General features: G+C 41.3%; 18 protein-coding genes. 13 read left to right on the top strand and 5 right to left on the bottom strand.

The features are described 5' to 3' along the window. Positions 1–19 precede the first annotated feature (19 nt). A complete protein-coding gene (locus QI63_RS05995; RefSeq protein WP_044014732.1) occupies positions 20–667 on the bottom strand; it encodes a helix-turn-helix transcriptional regulator in 648 nt (215 codons plus the stop codon). A gap of 25 nt (positions 668–692) precedes the next feature. Then, positions 693–1,616, bottom strand: coding sequence for a tetratricopeptide repeat protein (locus QI63_RS05990; protein ID WP_044014730.1), 924 nt, complete (start codon positions 1,614–1,616; stop codon positions 693–695). 131 nt (positions 1,617–1,747) lie between these two features. On the opposite strand from QI63_RS05990, the gene QI63_RS05985 reads away from it, so the two are divergent. Beyond that, positions 1,748–3,187, top strand: coding sequence for a potassium/proton antiporter (locus tag QI63_RS05985; protein WP_044014728.1), 1,440 nt, complete (start codon positions 1,748–1,750; stop codon positions 3,185–3,187). A 140-nt stretch (positions 3,188–3,327) separates the two neighbouring features. Further along, the gene (locus QI63_RS05980; RefSeq protein ID WP_044014726.1) at positions 3,328–3,585 is read left to right on the top strand and encodes a SemiSWEET family transporter; all 258 of its coding nucleotides are present in this window, start codon (positions 3,328–3,330) and stop codon (positions 3,583–3,585) included. A 77-nt stretch (positions 3,586–3,662) separates the two neighbouring features. Here the strand turns inward: QI63_RS05980 and QI63_RS05975 are convergent, their stop codons facing one another. Together QI63_RS05975 and QI63_RS05970 are read right to left on the bottom strand one after the other, a co-directional pair. Then, positions 3,663–5,573, bottom strand: a complete 1,911-nt coding sequence (locus QI63_RS05975; RefSeq protein WP_044014723.1) for a bifunctional metallophosphatase/5'-nucleotidase — start codon at positions 5,571–5,573, stop codon at positions 3,663–3,665. Between the two features lie 89 nt (positions 5,574–5,662). After that, positions 5,663–6,799 carry a YibE/F family protein gene (locus tag QI63_RS05970; protein ID WP_044014721.1) on the bottom strand — a complete coding sequence of 379 codons (1,137 nt, stop codon included), beginning with the start codon at positions 6,797–6,799 and terminating at the stop codon, positions 5,663–5,665. A 145-nt stretch (positions 6,800–6,944) separates the two neighbouring features. Here QI63_RS05970 and QI63_RS05965 point away from each other — a divergent pair, with 145 nt between their 5' ends. The 3 genes from QI63_RS05965 (at position 6,945) to QI63_RS05955 (ending at position 12,377) form a co-directional block, all read left to right on the top strand. Further along, the gene (locus tag QI63_RS05965) at positions 6,945–9,041 is read left to right on the top strand and encodes a methyl-accepting chemotaxis protein (RefSeq protein WP_044014718.1); all 2,097 of its coding nucleotides are present in this window, start codon (positions 6,945–6,947) and stop codon (positions 9,039–9,041) included. A gap of 558 nt (positions 9,042–9,599) precedes the next feature. Then, positions 9,600–9,878 carry a DUF4177 domain-containing protein gene (locus tag QI63_RS05960; protein WP_044014716.1) on the top strand — a complete coding sequence of 93 codons (279 nt, stop codon included), beginning with the start codon at positions 9,600–9,602 and terminating at the stop codon, positions 9,876–9,878. 405 nt (positions 9,879–10,283) lie between these two features. Next, on the top strand, positions 10,284–12,377 hold the full coding sequence (locus tag QI63_RS05955; RefSeq protein WP_044014714.1) for a methyl-accepting chemotaxis protein: 2,094 nt from the start codon (positions 10,284–10,286) through the stop codon (positions 12,375–12,377). Between the two features lie 87 nt (positions 12,378–12,464). Here the strand turns inward: QI63_RS05955 and QI63_RS05950 are convergent, their stop codons facing one another. After that, on the bottom strand, positions 12,465–13,943 hold the full coding sequence (locus QI63_RS05950; RefSeq protein ID WP_044014712.1) for a C69 family dipeptidase: 1,479 nt from the start codon (positions 13,941–13,943) through the stop codon (positions 12,465–12,467). A gap of 274 nt (positions 13,944–14,217) precedes the next feature. Here QI63_RS05950 and QI63_RS05945 point away from each other — a divergent pair, with 274 nt between their 5' ends. The 8 genes from QI63_RS05945 to QI63_RS13285 all read left to right on the top strand — a co-directional run bounded on the left by QI63_RS05945 (position 14,218) and on the right by QI63_RS13285 (position 22,112). Continuing rightward, positions 14,218–16,317, top strand: a complete 2,100-nt coding sequence (locus QI63_RS05945) for a methyl-accepting chemotaxis protein (protein ID WP_044014710.1) — start codon at positions 14,218–14,220, stop codon at positions 16,315–16,317. Between the two features lie 139 nt (positions 16,318–16,456). Continuing rightward, positions 16,457–17,962, top strand: coding sequence for a type I restriction-modification system subunit M (locus QI63_RS05940; protein ID WP_044014708.1), 1,506 nt, complete (start codon positions 16,457–16,459; stop codon positions 17,960–17,962). Continuing rightward, positions 17,952–18,548: a restriction endonuclease subunit S gene (locus QI63_RS05935; protein ID WP_052185496.1), complete on the top strand. Its 597-nt coding sequence runs from the start codon at positions 17,952–17,954 to the stop codon at positions 18,546–18,548. The genes QI63_RS05940 and QI63_RS05935 overlap by 11 nt, the downstream gene beginning before the upstream one ends. A 74-nt stretch (positions 18,549–18,622) precedes the next feature. Next, the gene (locus tag QI63_RS05930) at positions 18,623–19,165 is read left to right on the top strand and encodes a restriction endonuclease subunit S (RefSeq protein ID WP_235619810.1); all 543 of its coding nucleotides are present in this window, start codon (positions 18,623–18,625) and stop codon (positions 19,163–19,165) included. A 92-nt stretch (positions 19,166–19,257) separates the two neighbouring features. Beyond that, positions 19,258–19,569: a BrnT family toxin gene (locus QI63_RS05925; protein WP_044014704.1), complete on the top strand. Its 312-nt coding sequence runs from the start codon at positions 19,258–19,260 to the stop codon at positions 19,567–19,569. Further along, positions 19,538–19,807 (top strand): BrnA antitoxin family protein, encoded by a 270-nt coding sequence (locus tag QI63_RS05920; RefSeq protein ID WP_044014702.1) that lies wholly within the window; start codon positions 19,538–19,540, stop codon positions 19,805–19,807. Before QI63_RS05925 ends, QI63_RS05920 begins: the two co-directional genes overlap by 32 nt. Before the next feature lie 111 nt (positions 19,808–19,918). After that, entirely contained in the window at positions 19,919–20,902 is a 984-nt protein-coding gene (gene xerA / locus QI63_RS05915) for a site-specific tyrosine recombinase/integron integrase (RefSeq protein ID WP_044014700.1), read from the top strand. Positions 20,903–20,927: 25 nt separating this feature from the next. Beyond that, positions 20,928–22,112 carry a restriction endonuclease subunit S gene (locus QI63_RS13285; RefSeq protein WP_081984413.1) on the top strand — a complete coding sequence of 395 codons (1,185 nt, stop codon included), beginning with the start codon at positions 20,928–20,930 and terminating at the stop codon, positions 22,110–22,112. Positions 22,113–22,182 lie beyond the last annotated feature (70 nt).

The raw sequence follows: 22,182 nt of genomic DNA, 5'->3' as shown, positions 1-22,182 counted from the left end.
TACAAGGTACGGTGCGGCATTATAGATGCCCGCTCGCGCCGGCATCTATATAGCTGTAGAGCGTATACTTGGAAATACCGAAGTAACTTGAAATCTTATCGCCGGATTTTGTAATTAAAAAAGCGCCGGACTCATTTAAAAACTTAATCGCCGTAATTTTATCTTCTTTATTCATCAATGCAACCGGCTTACCCACAATATGAACGGATTGTTCGATAAGCTCGTCCAACAGATCGTTGACATTCTGCAGAATATTCTCAGGTTCATTTTTAACACTGATCGGCGAAATAAGCTGCCGCAATACATTTTCCGCCATCTGCATCGGTGTAATATCAAGATTAATCGAAAGTACCGCCTCGATTGCATCATCTTCATTTCTGATAAACATACTGCTCGATTTAAGAATGCGTCCGTCCTTCGTTTTTGTCAGATAACTGAGTTTGTCTTCCAACGTTTTACGATCGCTATTGAGCGCCTCAAGCACTACATGAGACGGCCCGTCACCGATTTTCCGCATCGTAACAGTACCGTTTTCTATAATGACGATTGAGCTGTTGGTATAGCCAGCGGTAAGGTCGTGCACAAGTACTTCACAATTATTACCGAAATGGACAGCAATACCGTGTGCAATTTGCTGCAGCAGCGCAAGGGTGTGTTTGGACATCATATTATGTAATTCCTTTTTTCTCTCATTATTTTTTTAACTGAACATCGTTTCGCAGCTTATGTATTGCCTGATTAAGTTGTGGAACCGCGGGATTTTGAGGATCCGCTTCAATCGCCCTTTGTAAATATCCAACGATGATTTCCGTATCGGCGCTTCCCGCCATGAGATGAGAATAAGCCGTTAAATACCATGCAAGCTGTAATTCGGCAGGAGAAAGATCGCCCGTTTCTGCGGCAGTTTTATATTCATCGCCTGCTTTAAGATAATTTCCCTGTTGTGCAAAGCTCTTTGCCCGTATGTCGGCGCTCATCAATACGTATTTGCCTTTGAGTCCCGATTGATTATGGGGATCGAGCGCGGGTACTTGCATCCGTAACGAATCATAGCGGTGAGCTTCCGGATTACCAACCGTATTTAAAAAGTCATCGATTGCCTGTGCTTTTTCCGCTCCTTTTGTACTGCCGATACGCTTTCGTGCTTCAACTACATTTGTCCGCTGTGCTGTCAGCCCTTTAATCTTTTCTATCAACTGCATGCCGCTCTTTATATCCGATTCTATAACGGCAGAGGCATACGTATCTTGTTCGGCTGTTTGCAGTATAATAAAAGGGACATCCGGCACTGCATATTCGGAAAACAACAGATAGTTCTGTTGTGCAGCCGCTCGTTCACCCTCCGAAGGATTACGTAATAAGTCGATAAAACGGACGGCATAGTTCGCTGCCAATTCCGTTTTACACGATTCGGTAAGGATGTTTTTTGAAAATTCTTCCGCTTCCTGTGACCAATCCGAACCGGTAAAGATAAGCAGTATATCTCTGCCGTCCTTGCCGTATTTTTGAACATTTGACTCATCACGTTTTGCCGAAGAAGTAGAAACACAGCTGTTCATCATAAAGACAAAACAAAAGCCGATACATAATAATCCATATCGATATAATTTTTGCATAGAACGATTATAGCACTAAATCCACAAATCGCAAAGAGATTTTTTTAGGCGGCACCAGTGGTCTGCGTCGGGGTTGTTGATTTTACTGTCAAAATCGGTACAATCGGCATAGCTACAACTTTGAGGTTTCTATGATTCTGTTTATCTCCTTTCTTATCATTTTGGCGATGCTTTCAACCAAAATCAGCGATAAATTCGGGCTGCCGCTCCTTATCGGCTTTATTCTTATCGGTGTGCTGGTTGGAAGCGATGTTTTAAATTTATTCTATTTTGATAATGCCCTTTTAACCAAAAAAATTGCGGATATTCTGTTGATCTTTATTATTTTTGACGGCGGATTCTGCGTTTCTAAAGATACGTTTCACAAAGTTGCCGGACCATCGATGACCCTTGCAATACTCGGCGTTGCGCTTACTTCGGTAACACTCGGGTTCTTAATTCACTTTGTCCTAAAATTCGATTTAGCATACTCGATGTTGATTTCTTCTATTATTTCTTCCACTGATGCGGCCGGGGTTTTTATGATTACCAAATCAAACCCGATTAAGGATAAACTTGCGGCAACGCTCAATGTTGAATCCGCAGCGAACGACCCGATGGCAATTTTGCTGACCCTCACCTTTGTGCATATTGCAACCGGAGCATTTGATACCCCTGCCTTAACTGTTGCTCGGCTTATTTGGCAGTTTGTCGGCGGCATCATTATTGGTTACTTTGCCTTTCAAATTTCGGTATGGTTGTTCAACCGGCTACAGTCGGATAATAGAGGGAATTATAACGTACTGATGCTGGGCTGCGTACTGCTTGGATACGGCGCAGCGGAGCTTTGTCAAGCGAACGGAATTATCGCAGTATTTTTTATGGGCTACTGGATCGGTAATACCGCTTTTCCTGCAAAGCGCAGCGTCGGAAGTTTTCTCGAAAGCGTTTCTACTATTTTTAATATCACGCTCTTTATTATGCTCGGGCTTTTATCGTTTCCCCACCGATTCGTCCATATCTGGAAAGAAGCGCTCATCATTGTCGGCATTATGATGTTTGTCGCTCGCCCGCTTGCCGTATTGATCTCTACGTTTCCATTTCAATATACACGGAAGGAAAAATTCTTTTTAATGTGGGGCGGTATTAAAGGTGCGGTTCCCATTGTTCTTGCAACCTACCCGCTTGCGAACGGGTTGGACGAGAACGGCTTTATCTTTGATACGATCTTCTTTGCTGTTTTTCTTTCTTGTATTATTCAAGGAACCACGCTTGCACCGCTTGCACGGCTCTTAAAGTTTACCGACCCAAAGAAACCGGAGTCGCTGTATTCGGTCGAACTGTACTCGCTTAAAGCAAGCGACGTTGATATCTTTGATATTTATATAGAAGATCATTCCGGCAGTATCGGTCAAAAAATCAGCAACCTCCATCTTGATAAGGATACGCTCATCAGCTCAATCGTACGCGGGGGAAAAATCATCTTTCCTAAGGGCGATACCGTTATTCAAAAAAGCGATATTCTCTATGTGCTCGCTCATTCTGCAAAAATACAGGAAATTACCGACAAGCTCAACGAACCGCGCGAGTAAGCTGCGGATACTCGACAATATGTCTGGCGCCGTTATCCGATATGCCGGAATATTGCTCAACACCGATAAAACGGATATAGTAAACCCATCAATGTATACTTGCAAAGTATTAACTATAAATTGATACATAAGGAGCTGCAATGAGCGAAAACAAATTAAAGATTATCGGGTGGATAGGCACAGCATTATCGGTTACCATGTACATATCTTATATCCCTCAGATTATGAATAACTTAAGCGGAAATAAAACCGTCTTTCTTCAGCCCTTAGCGGCAGCCGTCAATTGCACAATATGGGTTTTATACGCATTGCTGAAAGATAAAAGAGATTACCCGCTTGCAGCAGCAAACGCTCCCGGGATTATTTTCGGGTTGATAGCGACAATTACCGCTTTTTAGCCACCACGCGGGTTTTTAATCAACACCCCCGACGCAGAGCATGGGGTTGTTGATTAAAAACACCGCAAATTAATTTTTTACTTCTTGAGGTCGTTAATATTGATGGATTTAACGTTCGGAGTTCTTCCGTCCGCAGAAGTCGGAATCATGATAGTACCCGCTCTAATCTCATCAAAAATCTTATCCCGTTCGGCAACATTCGGATTAAAACCGATAATCTTCCAGTTGTAATTAACCTTGGGAGTAATAACGCCCTTATCGACTTTCTTTACATACGCACCGATCAAATCTCGAATACGCCCGGCATCCTGCATTACTTCATACGAATCGTAATACACGTCTTGAGGTGTTGCAAGTTTTAAGTTTTGCAGCGTACCGAAGCGGTAGTTATTGACGGCAACCTTATACACCTTTTTAGGATCAAGTGCCTGCCCTTTTATCTTGGCGTTTGTAATTCTATTCCCAGCCTCTTTTGAAATATCGATGTCGTAATCGACACCTTCAAACATATCATAGTTATAACCGCGCACATTGGGATTAAACGAAATCGTTACATCGCCTTTCTTTGCAGTGTTGTAATATGAAGCCGACCACTCCATGTATTTTAACAGGTTCTCACCGGTCATATTAACACCCATCAGCGTATTGGAATATTTATAGATAAAGGCCACATCCTTTTTCTTGAAATCCCCTTTCTTTAAATTCATATCAAAGCGGAAAGCGGCAGCGGCAGCAACATCAGCCTTTGTGTAATAAAGCTGCACATTGTTGATTAAATCAATGAGTGCGGTATCTTCAAGCTGAATAGTAGGCATGGTCGTAACTTTGTCTTTTCCGGTAATGTAATCAACACGCGGGATAAAATCTGCCGTAACCTTTCCGACAATGAGGTTTGCATCTGCAACGGATTTATCATGTACAAAGTTAAACTCTTTTTCCATCGCTTTATCGGCAGCAATTTTGGCAGTTTCGCGGTTTTCTGCTTTTACGGAAACAACCTTCCATGCGCCGTTGTCTTTTTTAACCTGTACTTCTCCAACCGCTAAAGCCCAGCCGTAACACCCCGGTTCAATGATCCATGTTTTATCACCGTTCTGACCGTCTACAATGCTTGCATAACGGGCGTGTTCATGTCCGCCGAAGATTAAATCGAATTCCGGAATTTGCTTTGCCATTTCGATAACGCCGCTGTTGGTACCGTATTCACCGTTGCGCCCAAGATGGAACGCACCGATTAGAACGTCATATTGCCCCTTTAAGGAATCGACGGTTTTACGTGCAACAGCTATCGGATCTTCAAATTCCAACCCTTTAAAGTGAGACGGTGCGGCAGCTTCCCACATCGGGATATGAGGCGGCACCATACCGATAACGGCAACGCGGACACCTTCAATATTAAACAGCTGATAGGGCAGTACAAAGTTGCTGCCGTCCTTTGTGTTTTTGATATTGGCACTTACAACCGAACCGTTAAAGTGGCGGATATTACGGGCAAGGAATTCTTTTTCAAAATTGAACTCATGGTTACCCAATACCCAAATATCATAATTCATGTAGTTGAGGGCTTGAATCATCGGATGGGTATCGAGGTCGTTAAACAGATCCGCACTGTTGTCCTGTACTGTGTCGCCGACATCGATCAAAACGGTGTTGGGATTTTGTGCCCGCAATTCCTTTGCAAGTACGTAAGTTTTTACAAAACCGGCTCCCGCGGTCTCTTCACAGACTGCGTAGTCATAGGCATAGAGCCGTCCATGTACGTCGCCGGTTACACCGAAGGTAAGGGTAACGGCATCCGCGCCCGGCTGTCCCTTTTGAATAATCTTGTGGGTAAGCTTTACCTCATCAGATTGTTTTCCGCGCGCCTTTGCTGTACGTGCAGAGGCCTGTTCCGTGCTTCGTGCTGCAGAATTTGTTTCAACGCAAGCGGTCAGCGAAAAAACAAAAATCAATGCAGCTACAAAATGCAGCATTCTTTTCTTGATCATGTGCATACTCCTTTTACATTATTTTTGACACCGCTCAAAATCTTAGGTGAGTTTATCGCGATATCTTTTATAGTACGGATCTTATCCGCCTATTTTCGTACTTTCCCGGCAGCAGGTATTTTCAGTACAACAAGAGCAACCAGCGCCGTGCATGGAACAGCCGCAATAATACCGATGCTTCCGGAAATACCGTGCATAATTTCTATGACGATGCGCGGTATATTGATAAACTGCTTAAAGCTCATGCCGTAGCCCCAAATCATCATCACAAGCGGCAGCGACGCCCCGGCAAAGGCTAAAATAAGCGTGTTACTCATCGTGCCGGTAATATCTTTGCCTACGGTCAATCCCGACTTAAACAACTCTTTTTTGCTGAGGCGCGGATTGACCGCTAAAATCTCCTGCATAGAAGAAGCGATAGACATACTGACATCCATCACGGCACCGAGCGAGGCAATCAAAATTGAGGTAAACAGCAGTCCGTCCAGCTTGAGGTTATAATCAGGGGCCAAGTTGAGCAGCTGTTCGCCTCCTTCCATATTGACACCGGAAAGCTGCGCCGAATAAGAAACGATTGCCGAGATAATTCCGGCAATGGTAATACCGGACACGGTACCTGCGATTGCGGTATATGTTTTGCGCGTAAAGCCGCTTATCAAAATAAAGCTGACGATGGTCATAATGGAAACAAGCCCGATAGAAATCGGCACGGGCGGGAAGCCGGCAAACAGAGCGGGAATAAGGACGGTAACAATAAGTACACAGGTAAACACAAGTCCAAGCGCAGACTTTAAGCCCTGTCCCCTACCGAGAATAATCAGCGCGGCAAAGAACAACCCCAGCAGCACAAAGACATAGGTATCGCGCTTGAGGTTATAAAGCCATACCGCAGTTTGCCCGCCGCTCTCCCGCAGCGTGAACACCGCTTTCAAGCCCTTATACGCAAAATTACTGTGTAAGCTGCTGAGCGTATTATACACTTCAAATTCGGTATTTTTATATTTCCCTTCCAGAATTTTAACACGAAGTTTCTGCGTACCGCGATATCTTCCTTGTACAACAGGATCGGGAGAAAGGTCTTCTTCCAGCACCTCCTCGATAATACCCTCAGCAAATTCTTGGGTAAACGGAGATTCGGGCTTGAGTTTATTTGAAACTTTCGGCATACCGAGACAGAGGAGCACTGTAATGATCAGCACTGCTCCTGCGAATAGTTTTTCTTGCATACTCTATTGCAAAATTATACCGTGAGATTCCCCTGCCCGTCAACAATTTTTTTCCATGTCAATACTTTTTCCCCTATTTTCAAAATATATAAAATATGGTATACATACCACTCAGCTCAAAATTGTTTAAAATAGGATACATAGCATGGCAAAAAAACGTTTTTCAATCAGCAACAAATTGATTATCATTTTCGGACTTTTAATTGCAGCGGCCTCCGTAACGGAAGGAGCTCTGGCAATCAGCTTTGCACGGAAAGCCGTTATCGAAAAATTGGAAGTTCAGCTTATCGATAAGGCTTTGGATGAAGCGGAAATTATCGACGCAAAAATAACTGCTTTTTTTCAATTTCTAGAAGGATTATCTCACATACCGATACTGTATGATCCGAATGCTTCATATCAAGAAAAAATAGAACAGCTGCAAAACAATGCCATAAGCAACAATACAATACAGGAGCTTAATATCAGTGATACCGCCGGTGTCTGTTATGCAGAAAGCGGTACGGTAAATGTAAACGACAGAGAATGGTTTAAAGCCTCAATGAGAGGGGAACGTTTTGTTTCCGACTTACTGATTTCAAAAACAACTCAAAAGTTGATCAGCACATTCTCGATTCCGCTTTACGATGAGAATCAACGCATCGCGGGTGTTTTATCAGCCGATATTTCCGGCCTATGGTTCAGGGACAATATCAAAGACATTACCATCGGTAAAAGCGGCAATTGCTACATCATAGGACCTACGGGAGCAACCATTGCCGATCAGGATATTAATGCGGTAACAAGCATGCTCAACCCAAGCCAAGAAGGACAGAGCAATACTGAATTGGATTCTTGCGGAAAATTTGAAAGAAACGCGATAGCTTCTTCACAACCCGGCATCGGCTATTATGAGTACGAGGGAGTTCCCAAAATTGCGGCTTATACAAAATTGAAGTCAGCCGCATGGACTACTATCGTATGTGCACCTGTAGACGAATTTATGGAAACCGTCAATACACTCCGGCTCAGTCTGATTTTAATCGGATTCGTTATTTTTATAGGAGCCGTTATTATCGTCTATTTAGCAGCTCGGAGTATGATACAACCGGTTAAGCGGACGGTTTCGGCTTTAAAAAATATTGCACAGGGTGAAGGTGATTTAACCGTAAGTCTTCCGGTAACAGGGAATGATGAAATTACGGACTTATCGGAATATTTTAACGAGACGATTGCAAAAATAAGAAACGCAATCAAATCGATAGGTGTGAACTGCAATCAAATGGAAGAAATCGGAAATGAGTTGTCTACCAATATGACCGAAACGGCAAGCGCAGTACATCAAATCAGTGCGAATATCGATGGGGTAAAACACCAAGCAATGACTCAAGCGGCAAGCGTTACCGAAACAGCGGCAACCGTTGAGGAAATTGTCCGAACCATTAAGCAGTTGAATACAGGCATCGAAATGCAAGCGGCAAGTGTTGCACAGTCATCGTCATCTATAGAAGAAATGGTCGCAAATATCGCTTCGATCGGACAAACACTCACTAAAACCGATAGCGCTATTAAAGAGCTTACAACCGCAACCGCTAACGGCAAAGCTACGATCGTTACATCGAATACCGTAACGCAGAAAATTGCAGAAGAATCAGGTTCTTTACTGGAAGCGTCAAGCGTCATCCAGCACATTGCATCGCAGACAAACTTATTGGCAATGAATGCTGCAATAGAAGCTGCACATGCAGGAGAAGCCGGTAAGGGCTTTGCCGTTGTAGCTGATGAGATAAGAAAGCTTGCCGAAGAATCTTCGGTACAAGGGAAAACGATCACAACAACCTTAAAAATGCTTTCAGCGGAAATAGAAACCCTTTCCGCATCATCCAAAACGGTAGAAGGAAATTTCAATAGTATTTTTACTCTTGCAGAACAGGTTAAAGAGATGAGCGCCCGCCTAACCGAATCGATGAAAGAACAGGAGCACGGCAGCAAAGAAGTATTGACAGCTATTAAGAACATCAACACGGTAACAATGGAAGTACAAGCCGGTTCCGAGGAAATGCTGAAAGGCGGTGAAGGTGTTGCTCAGGAAATGCGAAAACTGGATAATCTTACCCGCATCATAACTGACAGTATGAATGAGATGGCGGCAGGTGCGGTGCAGATTAACAATGCCGTGCAGGAAGTAAACGAGATTACGCAAAAGAACAAGCAGAGTATTGAGAATCTGGCAACCGAGGTCTCTAAATTCAAAACCAATTAGGGGAAGACTTTTTACGTTTTTTTTTCGATAAAAAGAAAGCTCCCCCTATGACCCCATCTAAAGAAAAATGACGACTTAGGGCTCTGCCCTAAGAACCCGCCTTTGTTCTTTGGTTTAGTTCTGGAACGAAAGTTTAGTAGTTATGATTTTTACGAAAAATACCTATCAAAACCGCCACGGACGGCGGTGGTTTAGAACAACAGCGATGTTTTTTGCTAAGCAAAAAACTCGTCGTTAAACAGTTGTACACGGATGTACAACTGTTTAACAGGCCACGGATGGACGGGGAATAAGTCAGGAACGAATTTAGGCGTAAGGCTCAATTCGTAAGCCATTATTTCTCAATTGACAAGAAAAACCAGTATATTATAATAGTTAAAGTATGTTAATGATAATTTTATAATAATAATGAACGGATTAAATATGTATCAGATTAAAAAACTTTTTAGAAAAATAGTATTACCCGCTGTTTTATTTTGCAGCATAACTTCTTATAGTTATAAAAGATATTTGTAAAGGAACAATTTACAGCTAAAAATAAAATCGAAGGAAGCTTTTATGGCATTTGGATTTGATTCAGGAACACTGAAAGCTAATGGTTCAAACAAAGATCGGTATGTGGTTTTGCAAGTTGTCTTAACGGAGAAATTCCTTGGTACAGGTTCAGGAACTGCAAGCCTTACAAATTTACAAGCTGCTATTAATGAACAAGCAGCCAAAGGCTATCGATTGCATACAATTTCTACGACGTCTTCAGGCTCTAAAGGTTTCCTCGGAGGGGATAAAATTCAGGCGACTATGGTTTTTGAAAGAATCGATGCTTTTTCAGCAGAATAAACAGAACCTCTTGCAAAATAATACGGATCAGGTATAATAGGCGCACGATGCGGTTATCGGGATAATTCTCAAAACAACTTCCCATCATTACTGATGCTATCCAAAAAGTAAAGCACTATTAGGACATCTTATTGTGTCTTTAAACAGAGGAGGCCTTGACTAAATGAGAAACATGAGTATAACTACCCCCCCCCCCCCCCACTCAATTAATCCATCATTGGCAATATGTAGCCGGTACTCAAATTTTTTCATCGCTTGATAGCCGAAACTATGTTACACATTGCCGAAATTCCACAACTCCTCATCATGACAATACATCTATCCGGTACAAACTATCAATTGGGAATCTCTAAAAACTTCAGTTTTTAGAAGTTTACCTTAGATTATTTTATCAGGAGGTACTCTATGAAAAAGCGCTTTTCTCTTCGGTATAAGCTGATTTTAATTTTCGGCTTACTTATCTGGGCGGCATCCGCTGTCGAAATTGCGTTAGGTATTTTTATGGCGCGCCGTGCTGTAATCGAGAAAATTAAAGCACACCTGACCGACAAGGCTATCGATGTCGCAGGATTCATCGACGAACGCATTACGGCACGCTTTTTATTCCTTGAAGGTATTAGCCGTATGCCAATTCTCACAGATCCGACAACCTCATTGTATGAAAAGCACCTCTTCTTAAAAAAAGAGGCTGAGGCAACGACAAGAGTAGACGACATGTATATGATCGATACCGCAGGTAATATGTATCTCGCTGACGGACGAACACTTTCTATGAGCGATCGTGAGTATTTTAGGGCAGCAATGCAAGGCAAACAATTTGTAAGCGATGCTCATGCTTCGCGAGTTGACAACCAAACCGTTTTCGTTTTTGCAATGCCTATTTATGACAGCATGCACACCATTGTCGGAGTGCTTGCTGCGCGGGTTTCTGTTCAACAGCTTGCTAATCTCATTAAAGATATAGTAATAGGCGAAACAGGCAACTGCTTTATTATGGGACAGACGGGAACTATTATTGCAGATAAGGATTCAAGTCTAACAGCCAAACAACTGAATGTGATAGAACAAGGAAAAAACGATCCGGTGTTTGCTTCTGCCGCAGCATTTTTGCAAAGAGCATTGCAGACGGATAAAAGCGAAGTCGGATACTACACCTATCAGGGCGTTCAGTACATATCATCCTTTGCTAAAGTTAACACGACCGGCTGGAATGCCGTTATACGCGCACCGGTAAAGGAATTTATGGGAGATGTTAACCTTCTCGGAAAAACAATGGGGCTTATGAGTCTCGGCATATTTGTTGCTGTTTTACTCATTATATATGTTATCGCTAAGAAAATAGTAAAACCGATACAACATGTGGCAACCGCTTTGCAAGATATTGCACAAGGGGAAGGAGATTTAACCGTCCGACTGCCGGTACAGGGTAATGATGAGATTACCGATATGTCGGAATACTTTAATCAAACAATTGCAAAGATCGGTACGTCAGTACAGGCAGTCGGTATAAGCTCAAATACAATGGAAGAAATTGGAACCGAATTGGCTTCCAATATGACTGAAACTGCAAGCGCGGTTCATGAAATCAGTGCGAATATCGATGGCGTAAAACAGCAAGCATTAACCCAAGCAGCAAGCGTTACCGAAACCGCCGCAACCGTCGAAGAAATTGTCCGTACCATCAAACAGCTAAATAGCAGCATAGAAATACAAGCAGCCAGTGTTGCACAATCTTCGTCATCTATAGAAGAGATGGTTGCAAATATTGCCTCTATCGGGCAAACGCTTGTTAAAACAGACAGTGCCATTAAAGAGCTGACAACCGCTACAGGAGACGGCAAAGCAACACTCGTAACAACCAATACCGTAACACAGAAAATTGCCGAAGAATCCAGCTCGCTGTTAGAAGCCTCAAGTGTTATTCAGCATATTGCATCGCAGACAAACTTATTGGCAATGAATGCCGCAATCGAGGCTGCTCATGCAGGCGAAGCAGGAAAAGGCTTTGCCGTTGTTGCCGATGAAATCCGCAAATTGGCAGAAGATTCTGCAACGCAAGGAAAAACGATTACCACAACACTCAAAAACTTATCCGGTGAAATTGAAACACTTTCCGCTTCATCGAAGACGGTAGAAGAAAAATTCAATAGTATCTTCACCCTTGCCGAACAGGTTAAAGATATGAGCGCCCGCGTGACCGGAGCGATGCGTGAACAGGAAAACGGCAGTAAAGAAGTACTAACAGCTATTAAGAACATCAACATGGTAACCACGGAAGTACGATCCGGTTCTGACGAAATGCTGAAAGGCGGAGAAGGGGTCGCAGAAGAAATGCAGAAACTGGATAATCTTACTCGAATGATAACCGACAGCATGAACGAAATGGCTACAGGAGCCGTGCAGATTAACAATGCCATACAGGAAGTAAACGAGATCACACAAAAGAACAAACGGAGTATCGAGAATTTGGCAATTGAGGTTGGAAAATTTAAGGTGTAATCCTTCTACAAAGAAGCGAACATCTGTTCCACTATGGTTGCTTCCAATTTCCGGCAGTTTAGCGGCTAAACTGCCGGAAGACATTATTTATTTTTCTTTTGCTACAGACGGTTCAAAGGCTTTTTTAGGAGTTCTGCCTTCGTTCTTTGCTGCAAAACCTACCAGTTCCGGGTATATTTTCTGTGCTTTAGCAAACACATCGGCTGCTTGGTCGTTTCCTAATTTGGTTGCATATTTTGCTGCGGCGGATTCACCTTTTTTGGTATAGAGCCGTGCAATTTCAGCATCTTTGTCTTTCTGCTCTTTAATCAGCTTTTGCTCATAGGCTTTCCAATAGCTGCGGACATTCTTTCCATACATATCCCTGTTTAATGCTGAAAAGACATTGATAGACCGCATCAGCCAGTAAAACGAATCGGGTGTATACATTTCGTTGTCTACTTTATACGCAGAGTAGGTGTCCGTAATGTTGCCATAGAATGGCAGATATACTGAATGTTCTGCATTTGCCATCGCCATCCACATTACACCGCCGACTGCTTTCGGTAATGTGTCTTTCATCTGAATGATATGACACTCCATAGAAGTCGGTGTACCGATTGCGCGAACTCCTGCGTTTTCCGGTAAATTTGCATTTTTATCGGTATCTTCATAGCGGTAGCGCTGCAATTCCATTACATCTTCAAGCGCGATTTTCTTGTCAGCCTTTCTCCACAAAGAGAATAGCTTCGTGTCATACGCAACCTTAGCGGACGGTGAGAGTTTATTTTGTCCTCCCCAAAGCCGTACACGGTTGTAGTCGCTCATTTCTTCTCCATAAGTAAGCCCCGCATGGAATTTACCGTCAACTTCTTTATAAAAACCTTTTGCCTTAGGCAAATTGATTAAATCTTTTGATGCAATAACATCTTTACTTGCCGTATCAATGTAGCCGAGCAAGAAGCAATTAGGTACTACCGCATACATATCGTCCGGAACTTTAACCGCCGCATACTGATGGCCGGTATAAATTTCCATGTACCAGCTTTCTTTATCGTCTGCAATAAAAAGGATATTGCCTTCAGCTGAACCGTAGGTATCTACAATCTTTGCAATCCGTTCAACGCCTTCCCGTGCGGTGGTAACATACGGCAGCACAACGGTTGTCATAGATGCTTCAGACAGTCCGTTTTCAACAAGCGGGTCAGCTGCTTCCGCTGCTTTTCCCGGAGATGCTGAAACGGTTGCGCTCATAGCAACGCCGTGCTCGTTAAAACCGACTTCGTCGTAGATGCCTTCGGATTGTTCGGCATCGCAGATAGCGGTATACCGATAACTCTCTTTCGGTAATTCGATTTTAAAGCCGATTGAGTCGGCAAACTGTACCGGCTTTCTGTTTTTCTTATGCGGATATACCTTAAAGGTTTTGTTATGGGCACCGCTTAAATCTTCAGTCCGTGCAATGATACGAAAGCCGTCGGCTGTTGCATCCTTTCCTGCAACGAAGCCGGTACAGCCGAAAGCATTAGACATTCCTGTCCATACGCTAGCTGCGGCAACCAATAAAAACAGACACATTTTTTTCATAATGTACTCCCTGTTAAAAATAATCCGGTAAATCTTACCGGACACAAATATGAAAAGGATTATATCATGCAATATGAGCCTTGTCAAAAATTTAGCTATGACTTACAGGGTTGTAGATAATATATAGGACAATACTGCTTTAGATTTAATTTAACATTAAAAACATTAAAATTACAAAATTAGCCATTATAAACATTGTAAACCTTGCAAAAGGAATAATATATGTTATGATAAAAGGTATCGCTATGCATTATATTTTCTTAGGGGTTGTACAATGAAAAAACGTTTTTCGCTTCGTTACAAACTTATCCTTATTTTCGGTCTTTTAATTTTACTTGCAGGTTCTATCGAAGGCGCTCTTGCGGTATATACGTCACGAAAAGCGGTAATCGAAAAAGTTGAGACCCATTTAATCGATAAAGCACTCAATACGGCGGAAATTATTGACGGACGAATAACAGCTATGTTTCAGTTTTTGGAAGGTATTACCCGTATGCCGATTATTCAAGATAATTCCAGATCATTTCAGGAAAAAATGAGCATTCTTGCTAAAGAAACCCAGTTCAATACCGTACTGAAAGAATTATATATAGCCGATCCCTCAGGAAAGCAGCATAATATCGACGGTACGACGGAAGATTACGCAACCGACCCTTGGTTTGCCGTAGCCGTTACCGGAAAAAGATTTATCGGCGTTCCCGATCGTGACGAAACACGCGGTAATGCGCTGTTTATCGCTTTCTCTATACCTGTCTACGATAGGAACAAAAACTTGATCGGTGTACTGGGAGCCGATGTTGACGGTCATTGGATAACTGAACAGATTAAAGACATTGTTGTAGGCGAAACGGGATATTGCTATGTCATCAATTCTGATGGAACGGTTATAGGGCATAAAGATGCTTCTCTTGTCGATAATTTTGATAATGCACAACAGCGGGCACAAACAGACGCACAGTTTAATTCTCGTGCAACCTTTGAAAAACAAGCTCTGCAAAACAGCGAGGCTTCAATCGGCAGTTATACATACGACAATATTTCGAATATTGCAGCTCATGCTCTGATAAAGACAACGGGCTGGACTGTTATTATCAAAGCTCCGTATCACGAATTTATGGGAACCGTCGATACCTTACGCAGCACTATGATACTGATAGGGTTTGTCATTTTACTCACGGCAATTGTTATTGTATATATTATCTCCCGTGCAATAGTAAAACCGATTCAAAATGCCGTTTCTGCATTGCAGGATATCGCACAAGGCGAAGGAGATTTAACGGTACGGCTGCCTGTACACGGTAATGACGAAATTACCGATATGGCAGAATACTTCAATGAAACAATCAAAAAAATCGGTATGTCGATACATACCGTCGGTACAAACAGTAACAACATGGAAGAAATCGGGAATGAACTTGCATCCAATATGACTGAAACAGCAAGCGCTATAAATCAAATCAGTGCAAATATCGATGGCGTAAAACAACAAGCTTTAACGCAAGCGGCAAGCGTTACCGAAACAGCCGCTACTGTTGAAGAAATCGTACGCACAATTAAGCAGCTGAATACCAGTATTGAAACGCAAGCGGCAAGTGTCGCCCAATCTTCATCTTCCGTAGAAGAGATGGTTGCAAATATCGCCTCTATCGGACAGACCCTTGCAAAAACCGATGATGTAATCAAAAATTTGACCGGTGCAACAGGAGACGGTAAAGCAACACTTGTAACCTCAAATACCGTAACACAAAAGATTGCCGAAGAATCCGGTTCGCTGCTGGAAGCATCGAGCGTTATTCAACATATTGCCTCGCAGACAAACCTTTTAGCGATGAATGCCGCCATTGAAGCAGCCCATGCAGGAGAGGCGGGAAAAGGTTTTGCGGTTGTTGCAGATGAAATTCGCAAGCTCGCAGAAGAATCTTCAATACAAGGAAAAACCATCACAACAACGCTGAAAGCATTATCCGGTGAAATTGAAACCCTTTCCGCTTCGTCCAAGACGGTAGAAGAGAAATTTAATACTATTTTCACCCTTGCGGAGCAGGTGAAGGAAATGAGTACCATCCTTACGGAATCGATGAGGGAACAGGAAAACGGCAGTAAAGAAGTATTAACGGCTATTAAGAATATCAATATGGTAACAGTGGAAGTACAAGCCGGTTCTGAGGAAATGCTGAAAGGCGGTGAAGGTGTCGCAGAGGAGATGCAAAAATTGGACAGTCTAACCCGCGTTATCACCGACAGTATGAATGAGATGGCAGCTGGCGCGGTGCAGATTAGCAATGCAGTACAGGACGTCAACGAAATTACGCAGAAGAATAAGCGGAGTATTGAAAAGCTGGCAGAGGAGGTCGCTAAGTTTAAGGTACAATAGGTAAAACATAAACGTACAACTACACCCGGGATGGTACGGTCATTGCCCGCTTTGAACCGACCTCCTCCATGGCTGATGTCGCAGCATGTGTAGAAAAGTGTGTGGTAGGTAAATTAACTCAAAAAAAGGAGCCGTCACTATGCCGGTAAAAAACAATGCGAATATCGGATTTGAAAAACAGATTTGGGATGCTGCATGCGTCTTGTGGGGACATATCCCTGCTGCCGAATACCGGAAAGTAATTATTGGACTGATTTTTTTACGGTACATTTCATCTGCATTTGAAAAACGCTATGCTGAGCTAGTGAGCGACGGTGACGGTTTTGAGAACGATCGCGATGCTTACGAAGAGAAAAATATTTTCTTTGTACCCGAAAAAGCTCGCTGGAATATCATCGCGACGGCAGCGCATACTCCGGAAATCGGCATTGTAATTGATACCGCAATGCGGGAAATAGAAGCAGAAAATAAAAACCTTAAAAATGTGCTGCCTCAAAATTATGCAAGTCATGATTTGGATAAGCGTGTTCTTGGTGATGTTGTTGACCTTTTTACCAACATGGATATGGATGGTACGGAGGAAAGCAAAGACTTGCTCGGCAGAACGTATGAATACTGCATTGCGCAGTTTGCTGCCTACGAGGGTAAAAAGGGCGGAGAGTTTTATACTCCCGCAAGTATTGTCAAAACTATTGTAGAAATACTCAAGCCGTTTTCCAACTGCCGCATCTATGATCCATGCTGCGGATCGGGCGGTATGTTCGTACAATCGGTTCGATTTATCAATGAACATGCGGGGAACCGCTACGGTATTTCAGTGTACGGACAAGAAAGCAATGCCGATACCTGGAAAATGGCAAAAATGAATATGGCAATCCGCGGTATCGAAGTTGATTTCGGCTCTCATCAAGCCGATACCTTTTTTAACGACTTACATCCAACCTTAAAAGCCGATTATATTATGGCAAATCCGCCCTTCAATCTCTCAAACTGGGGACAGGATAAGCTTAAAGATGATGTCCGCTGGAAATATGGGCTTCCTCCTGCCGGCAATGCGAACTATGCGTGGATACAGCACATGATACACCATCTTTCTGCTAACGGTAAAATCGGACTTGTACTTGCCAATGGTGCTCTTTCGACACAAACAAGCGGAGAAGGTCAAATCAGAAAAAATATTATTGAAGCAGACTTAATAGAAGGAATCGTTGCGCTGCCTACACAACTTTTTTACAGCGTTACTATTCCTGTTACCCTCTGGTTCATTTCAAAAAACAAAAAGCAGAAAGGAAAAACCGTATTTATCGATGCCCGCAAAATGGGACACATGGTAGATAAAAACCATCGGGATTTTAGCGATGAGGATATTAAAAAACTCGGCGATACTTTTGAAGCATTTCAAAACGGAACCTTAGAACCGGTAAAAGGCTTCTGTGCAATCGCCGATACGGAGGAGATTGCTCGGCAGGATTTTATCTTAACGCCGGGACGCTATGTCGGTATTGAAGAACAAGAAGATGATGGTGAACCTTTCGATGATAAAATGAAGCGTTTGACTGCCGAATTAACGGGACTCTTCGCAAAATCACACGAATTAGAAGCCGAAATACGTAAAAACCTTGGAGCAATCGGCTATGAGATGTGAGTGGAAAATTTATACATTGAATCAAACCTGTACCAATATATATAGTGGTGGAACTCCTTCAACAAAACAATCATTATTCTGGAATGGGGATGTAAATTGGCTATCGTCCAGTGAAACATCAAAACATTTCATTTATGATACAAAGAAAAAAATCACCTCAGAGGGTGTAAAGTTTTCTGCGACTAAAAAAGCACAGCAAGGTAGTATCATTGTCGCTTCTGCCGGACAAGGCTATACTAGGGGACAAGTAAGTTATTTAATGATAGATACATATGTAAGTCAATCTGTGTTAGTTCTTGTTCCTAAACAAAATATCATTCTGCCGCTCTATTTATATTATAATCTAACTAATCGTTATCAGGAGCTTAGGCAATTATCAGATGGAACAAGTACAAGAGGAGGCCTTTCTGGTTGGATTATGAAAAGAATGGAAATACGGCTTCCTTCTATTACCATACAACAAAAAATTGTTGATATTTTATATGATATTGATAAAAAAATCGAGCTCAATCGACAGATAAATACTAATTTACTGCTGTTATTTTTGATGCTTTTTGTTTTGCTGCGGATATTTTTAAGCAGATAAATACTAATTTAGAGCAGCAGGCTCAGGCAATTTTTAAGTCATGGTTTATTGATTTTGAGCCATTCGGCGGTACAATGCCAGATGATTGGAATGAGTATCGGTTAGGAGATTTTTTGCCGGTAGTAACGGGAAAGAAAAATGCTAATATTTCATCAGAAAAAGGGCGCTATCCATTTTTCAGCTGCTCACAGACTATTAGTTGGACAGATGAATATTCATTTGATGCAAATGCAATTCTTGTTGCAGGCAACGGTGATTTTAATGTTAAGTGGTATAATGGAAAGTTTGAGGCATATCAACGTACATATGTGCTAATTCCAACAATTTCAAGATATACAAGTTGGCTATATTATGCTGTCAAATTTCATCTTTCTGAAATTACAAAAGCTGCGCGAGGTTCTGTAATTAACTTTATTACAAAAGGGAATCTCGAAGATTTCCGATTTATTGGCCCTAAAGATATTAATAACTTTACTCTTATAGATCAATTTACAGCTATTAATAGTGCTATCGATAATAATATAAAAGAGATATATACCCTTTCCTCTCTCCGCGACACCCTCTTACCAAAACTTATGTCGGGTGAAATCGATGTTTCAAAGATAGAGTTGGAATAAAGGTCAACTGATAATAGCTATTTTAGGTAATGAGAGAAAATTATAATTGACAAATTGTATATACAGAATGTATAATAATTATAGGCAATCAAATGGGTGAAAATGTTATACATGGTCGTTTTGAATGGGATAAAGCTAAAGAGACGTTGAACATAAAAAAGCATGGTATTTCTTTTGAAGAAATACTGCCGATGTTTGATGATCCTCTTTTTTGGGAAAAGGAAGATTTTGCTCATTCAAGTTTAGATGAAACACGATATATCGGCACTGCTAAAATAAATGGATTTGCAGTGGTTGTTTCCTGCTATACGGAACGGGAACGGATTAGGATTATATCCGCCCGTATTTCGTCAAATGAAGAGGAAAGACTTTATGAACAATGGTGCAAACAGTTTTACAGCTAAAAGAATGGAAGAATTGCGTAAAAATATCGATTTTACGGATATTCCGGAACTTACGGAAAAGGACTTTTCAGAAGGGCATTTAAAAAATTGGAAACCCTTAAAAAAACCGGTGTCCTTTAGAATAGACTTAGATAATTTGGCATGGTTGCAAAGTTCAGGTGTTAAAGGCTATCAAAAACGCATGAACGAAGTTATCCGCTGGGCACGGCAAAACGGATGTCCCGTTAATCAGCTATAGCAGAAATCGATTCTAAAACTTAGGATAAAGCCCTGATTAAGCCGATAAATTCTGATTTAGCGGTCTCTATTCTCTATTTTACCGATACCGTAAGTAGAGAGGAGATATAAAATGAAACAAAATCTTATAAATGACGTTATGCAGTCTATGTTGCCCTGTTTAAATAATGCCCAGCTTGAAAAGCTACAAGCAGTAATGCAATATGTTCTTTTTCAGTATGAAATAACCAAGAAAGACGGAAGCTCGGAATGCAGTACACTTAATCTTGTTGACTTATTTCTATCGGCTAAACGGGTCGAAGGATGTTCGGAAAAATCGCTCAAATACTACCATACAACCATTCAAGCTATGCTTTCTACGGTAAACAAAGATATAAAACAGATTGAAACGGAAGATATACGCAGCTATCTTACAAGTTATCAGCAGCAAAAACAGTCCTGCAGGGTTACAATTGATAATATTCGGCGGATATTGTCGAGTTTTTTCTCGTGGCTTGAAGATGAAGATCATATTTTAAAAAGTCCGGTACGGCGAATCCATAAAGTAAAAGCTGTTATTAACATAAAAGAGACTTATTCTGATGAAGCTCTAGAAATGATGCGGGATAACTGCACCGAACCGCGCGATTTAGCAATGATCGATATGCTTGCATCAACCGGCATGAGAGTGGGTGAAATGGTGCTTCTTAATCGGAACGATATAGATTTTAACGAACGTGAATGTGTTGTGTTCGGTAAAGGTAATAAGGAACGAGTGGTATATTTTGATGCCCGAACAAAGATACATTTAAAAAATTATCTTCAAAGCAGAACTGACGATAATCCAGCTCTTTTCGTCTCGCTTAAAGCTCCATATAATAGAATGAATATCGGCGGTATTGAAACTTGTTTGCGCCGATTGGGAAAACAGTTAGGATTGGCGCGGGTGCATCCTCATAAATTCAGAAGAACATTGGCGACAATGGCAATCGATAAGGGAATGCCCATCGAACAACTACAGCAGCTATTGGGACATAAACGTATCGATACCACATTGCAGTACGCGATGGTCAAACAAAGCAATGTCAAAATTGCACATCGCAAATATATTGGATAAGAAATAATTGTGCTGAGGAATAAATATGGAAAAGTGGAAAGAATGTAAATTGAAAGATATTATTGAATTTAATCCTAAAGAAAGTATACCCAAAGGCTCTGCTGCTAAAAAAATAGAAATGACACAGCTTACGCCTTTTTGTAGAGATGTTATAGGATATACAAAAGAAGTTTTTTATAGCGGTACAAAATTTCGTAATGGCGATACGATAATGGCTAGAATTACTCCCTGTCTAGAAAATGGTAAAACAGCTAAAATTTCTTTATTAAATGATAATGAAATTGGATTTGGTTCTACAGAATATATTGTTTTAAGAGCAAAAAAAGGAATAGCGGATGCTGATTATATTTACTATTTAGCAACGAGTTCTGACGTTAGAGAAGGTGCAATAAAATCAATGGTTGGTTCTTCCGGACGGCAAAGAGTACAACTTGATGTTGTTAAAAATCTTGAAATTTCTTGTCCGTCATATACTGAACAACAAAAATTGACGAAACTTCTAAGACTCCTCGACGATAAAATCGAGCTCAATCGGCAGATAAATACTAATTTAGAGCAGCAGGCTCAGGCAATTTTTAAGTCATGGTTTATTGATTTTGAGCCATTCGGCGGTACAATGCCAGATGATTGGGAAAAGGCGTGTTTACTGGATATTGCAGATTATGTGAATGGCCTAGCAATGCAAAAATATCGCCCTCTCAATAATGAACAAGGAATTCCTGTTATGAAAATCAAAGAACTTCGTCAAGGTTTTTGCGATAATAGCAGTGAATTATGTTCAAATAATGTAAATCCTGCTTATTTAATACATAATGGCGATGTTATTTTTTCTTGGTCAGGAAGTTTACTAATCGATTTCTGGTGTGGAGGTTTGTGCGGATTGAACCAACATCTTTTTAAAGTAAGCTCGAACAAATATGTCAAATGGTTTTATTATTGTTGGACAAAATTTCATTTACATCACTTTATTACGGAAGCTGCAGATAAAGCAACCACACTAGGACATATCAAACGAGAAAATTTAGCAAAAGCAGAGGTTGTTATTCCTACAAAACAAGTATATTTGACAGTGGGAAACTTGCTTAGTCACGTATATGATTTTATTATCACAACCCGTATTGAAAATACAGCGCTTTCTGCCCTCCGCGACACTCTTCTCCCCAAATTGATGTCTGGAGAAATAGACGTTTCAAAAATAGAGCTTGATTGATATATTTTCAAACAATTTGAAAGATTTTTACAGCTATAAGAATTTGTTATTACATTATACTTGCAAAAAT

This window comes from Treponema sp. OMZ 838 (genome assembly GCF_000775995.1).
Lineage (GTDB): Bacteria > Spirochaetota > Spirochaetia > Treponematales > Treponemataceae > Treponema.
This window is presented reverse-complemented; position numbering and strand designations above follow the sequence as displayed.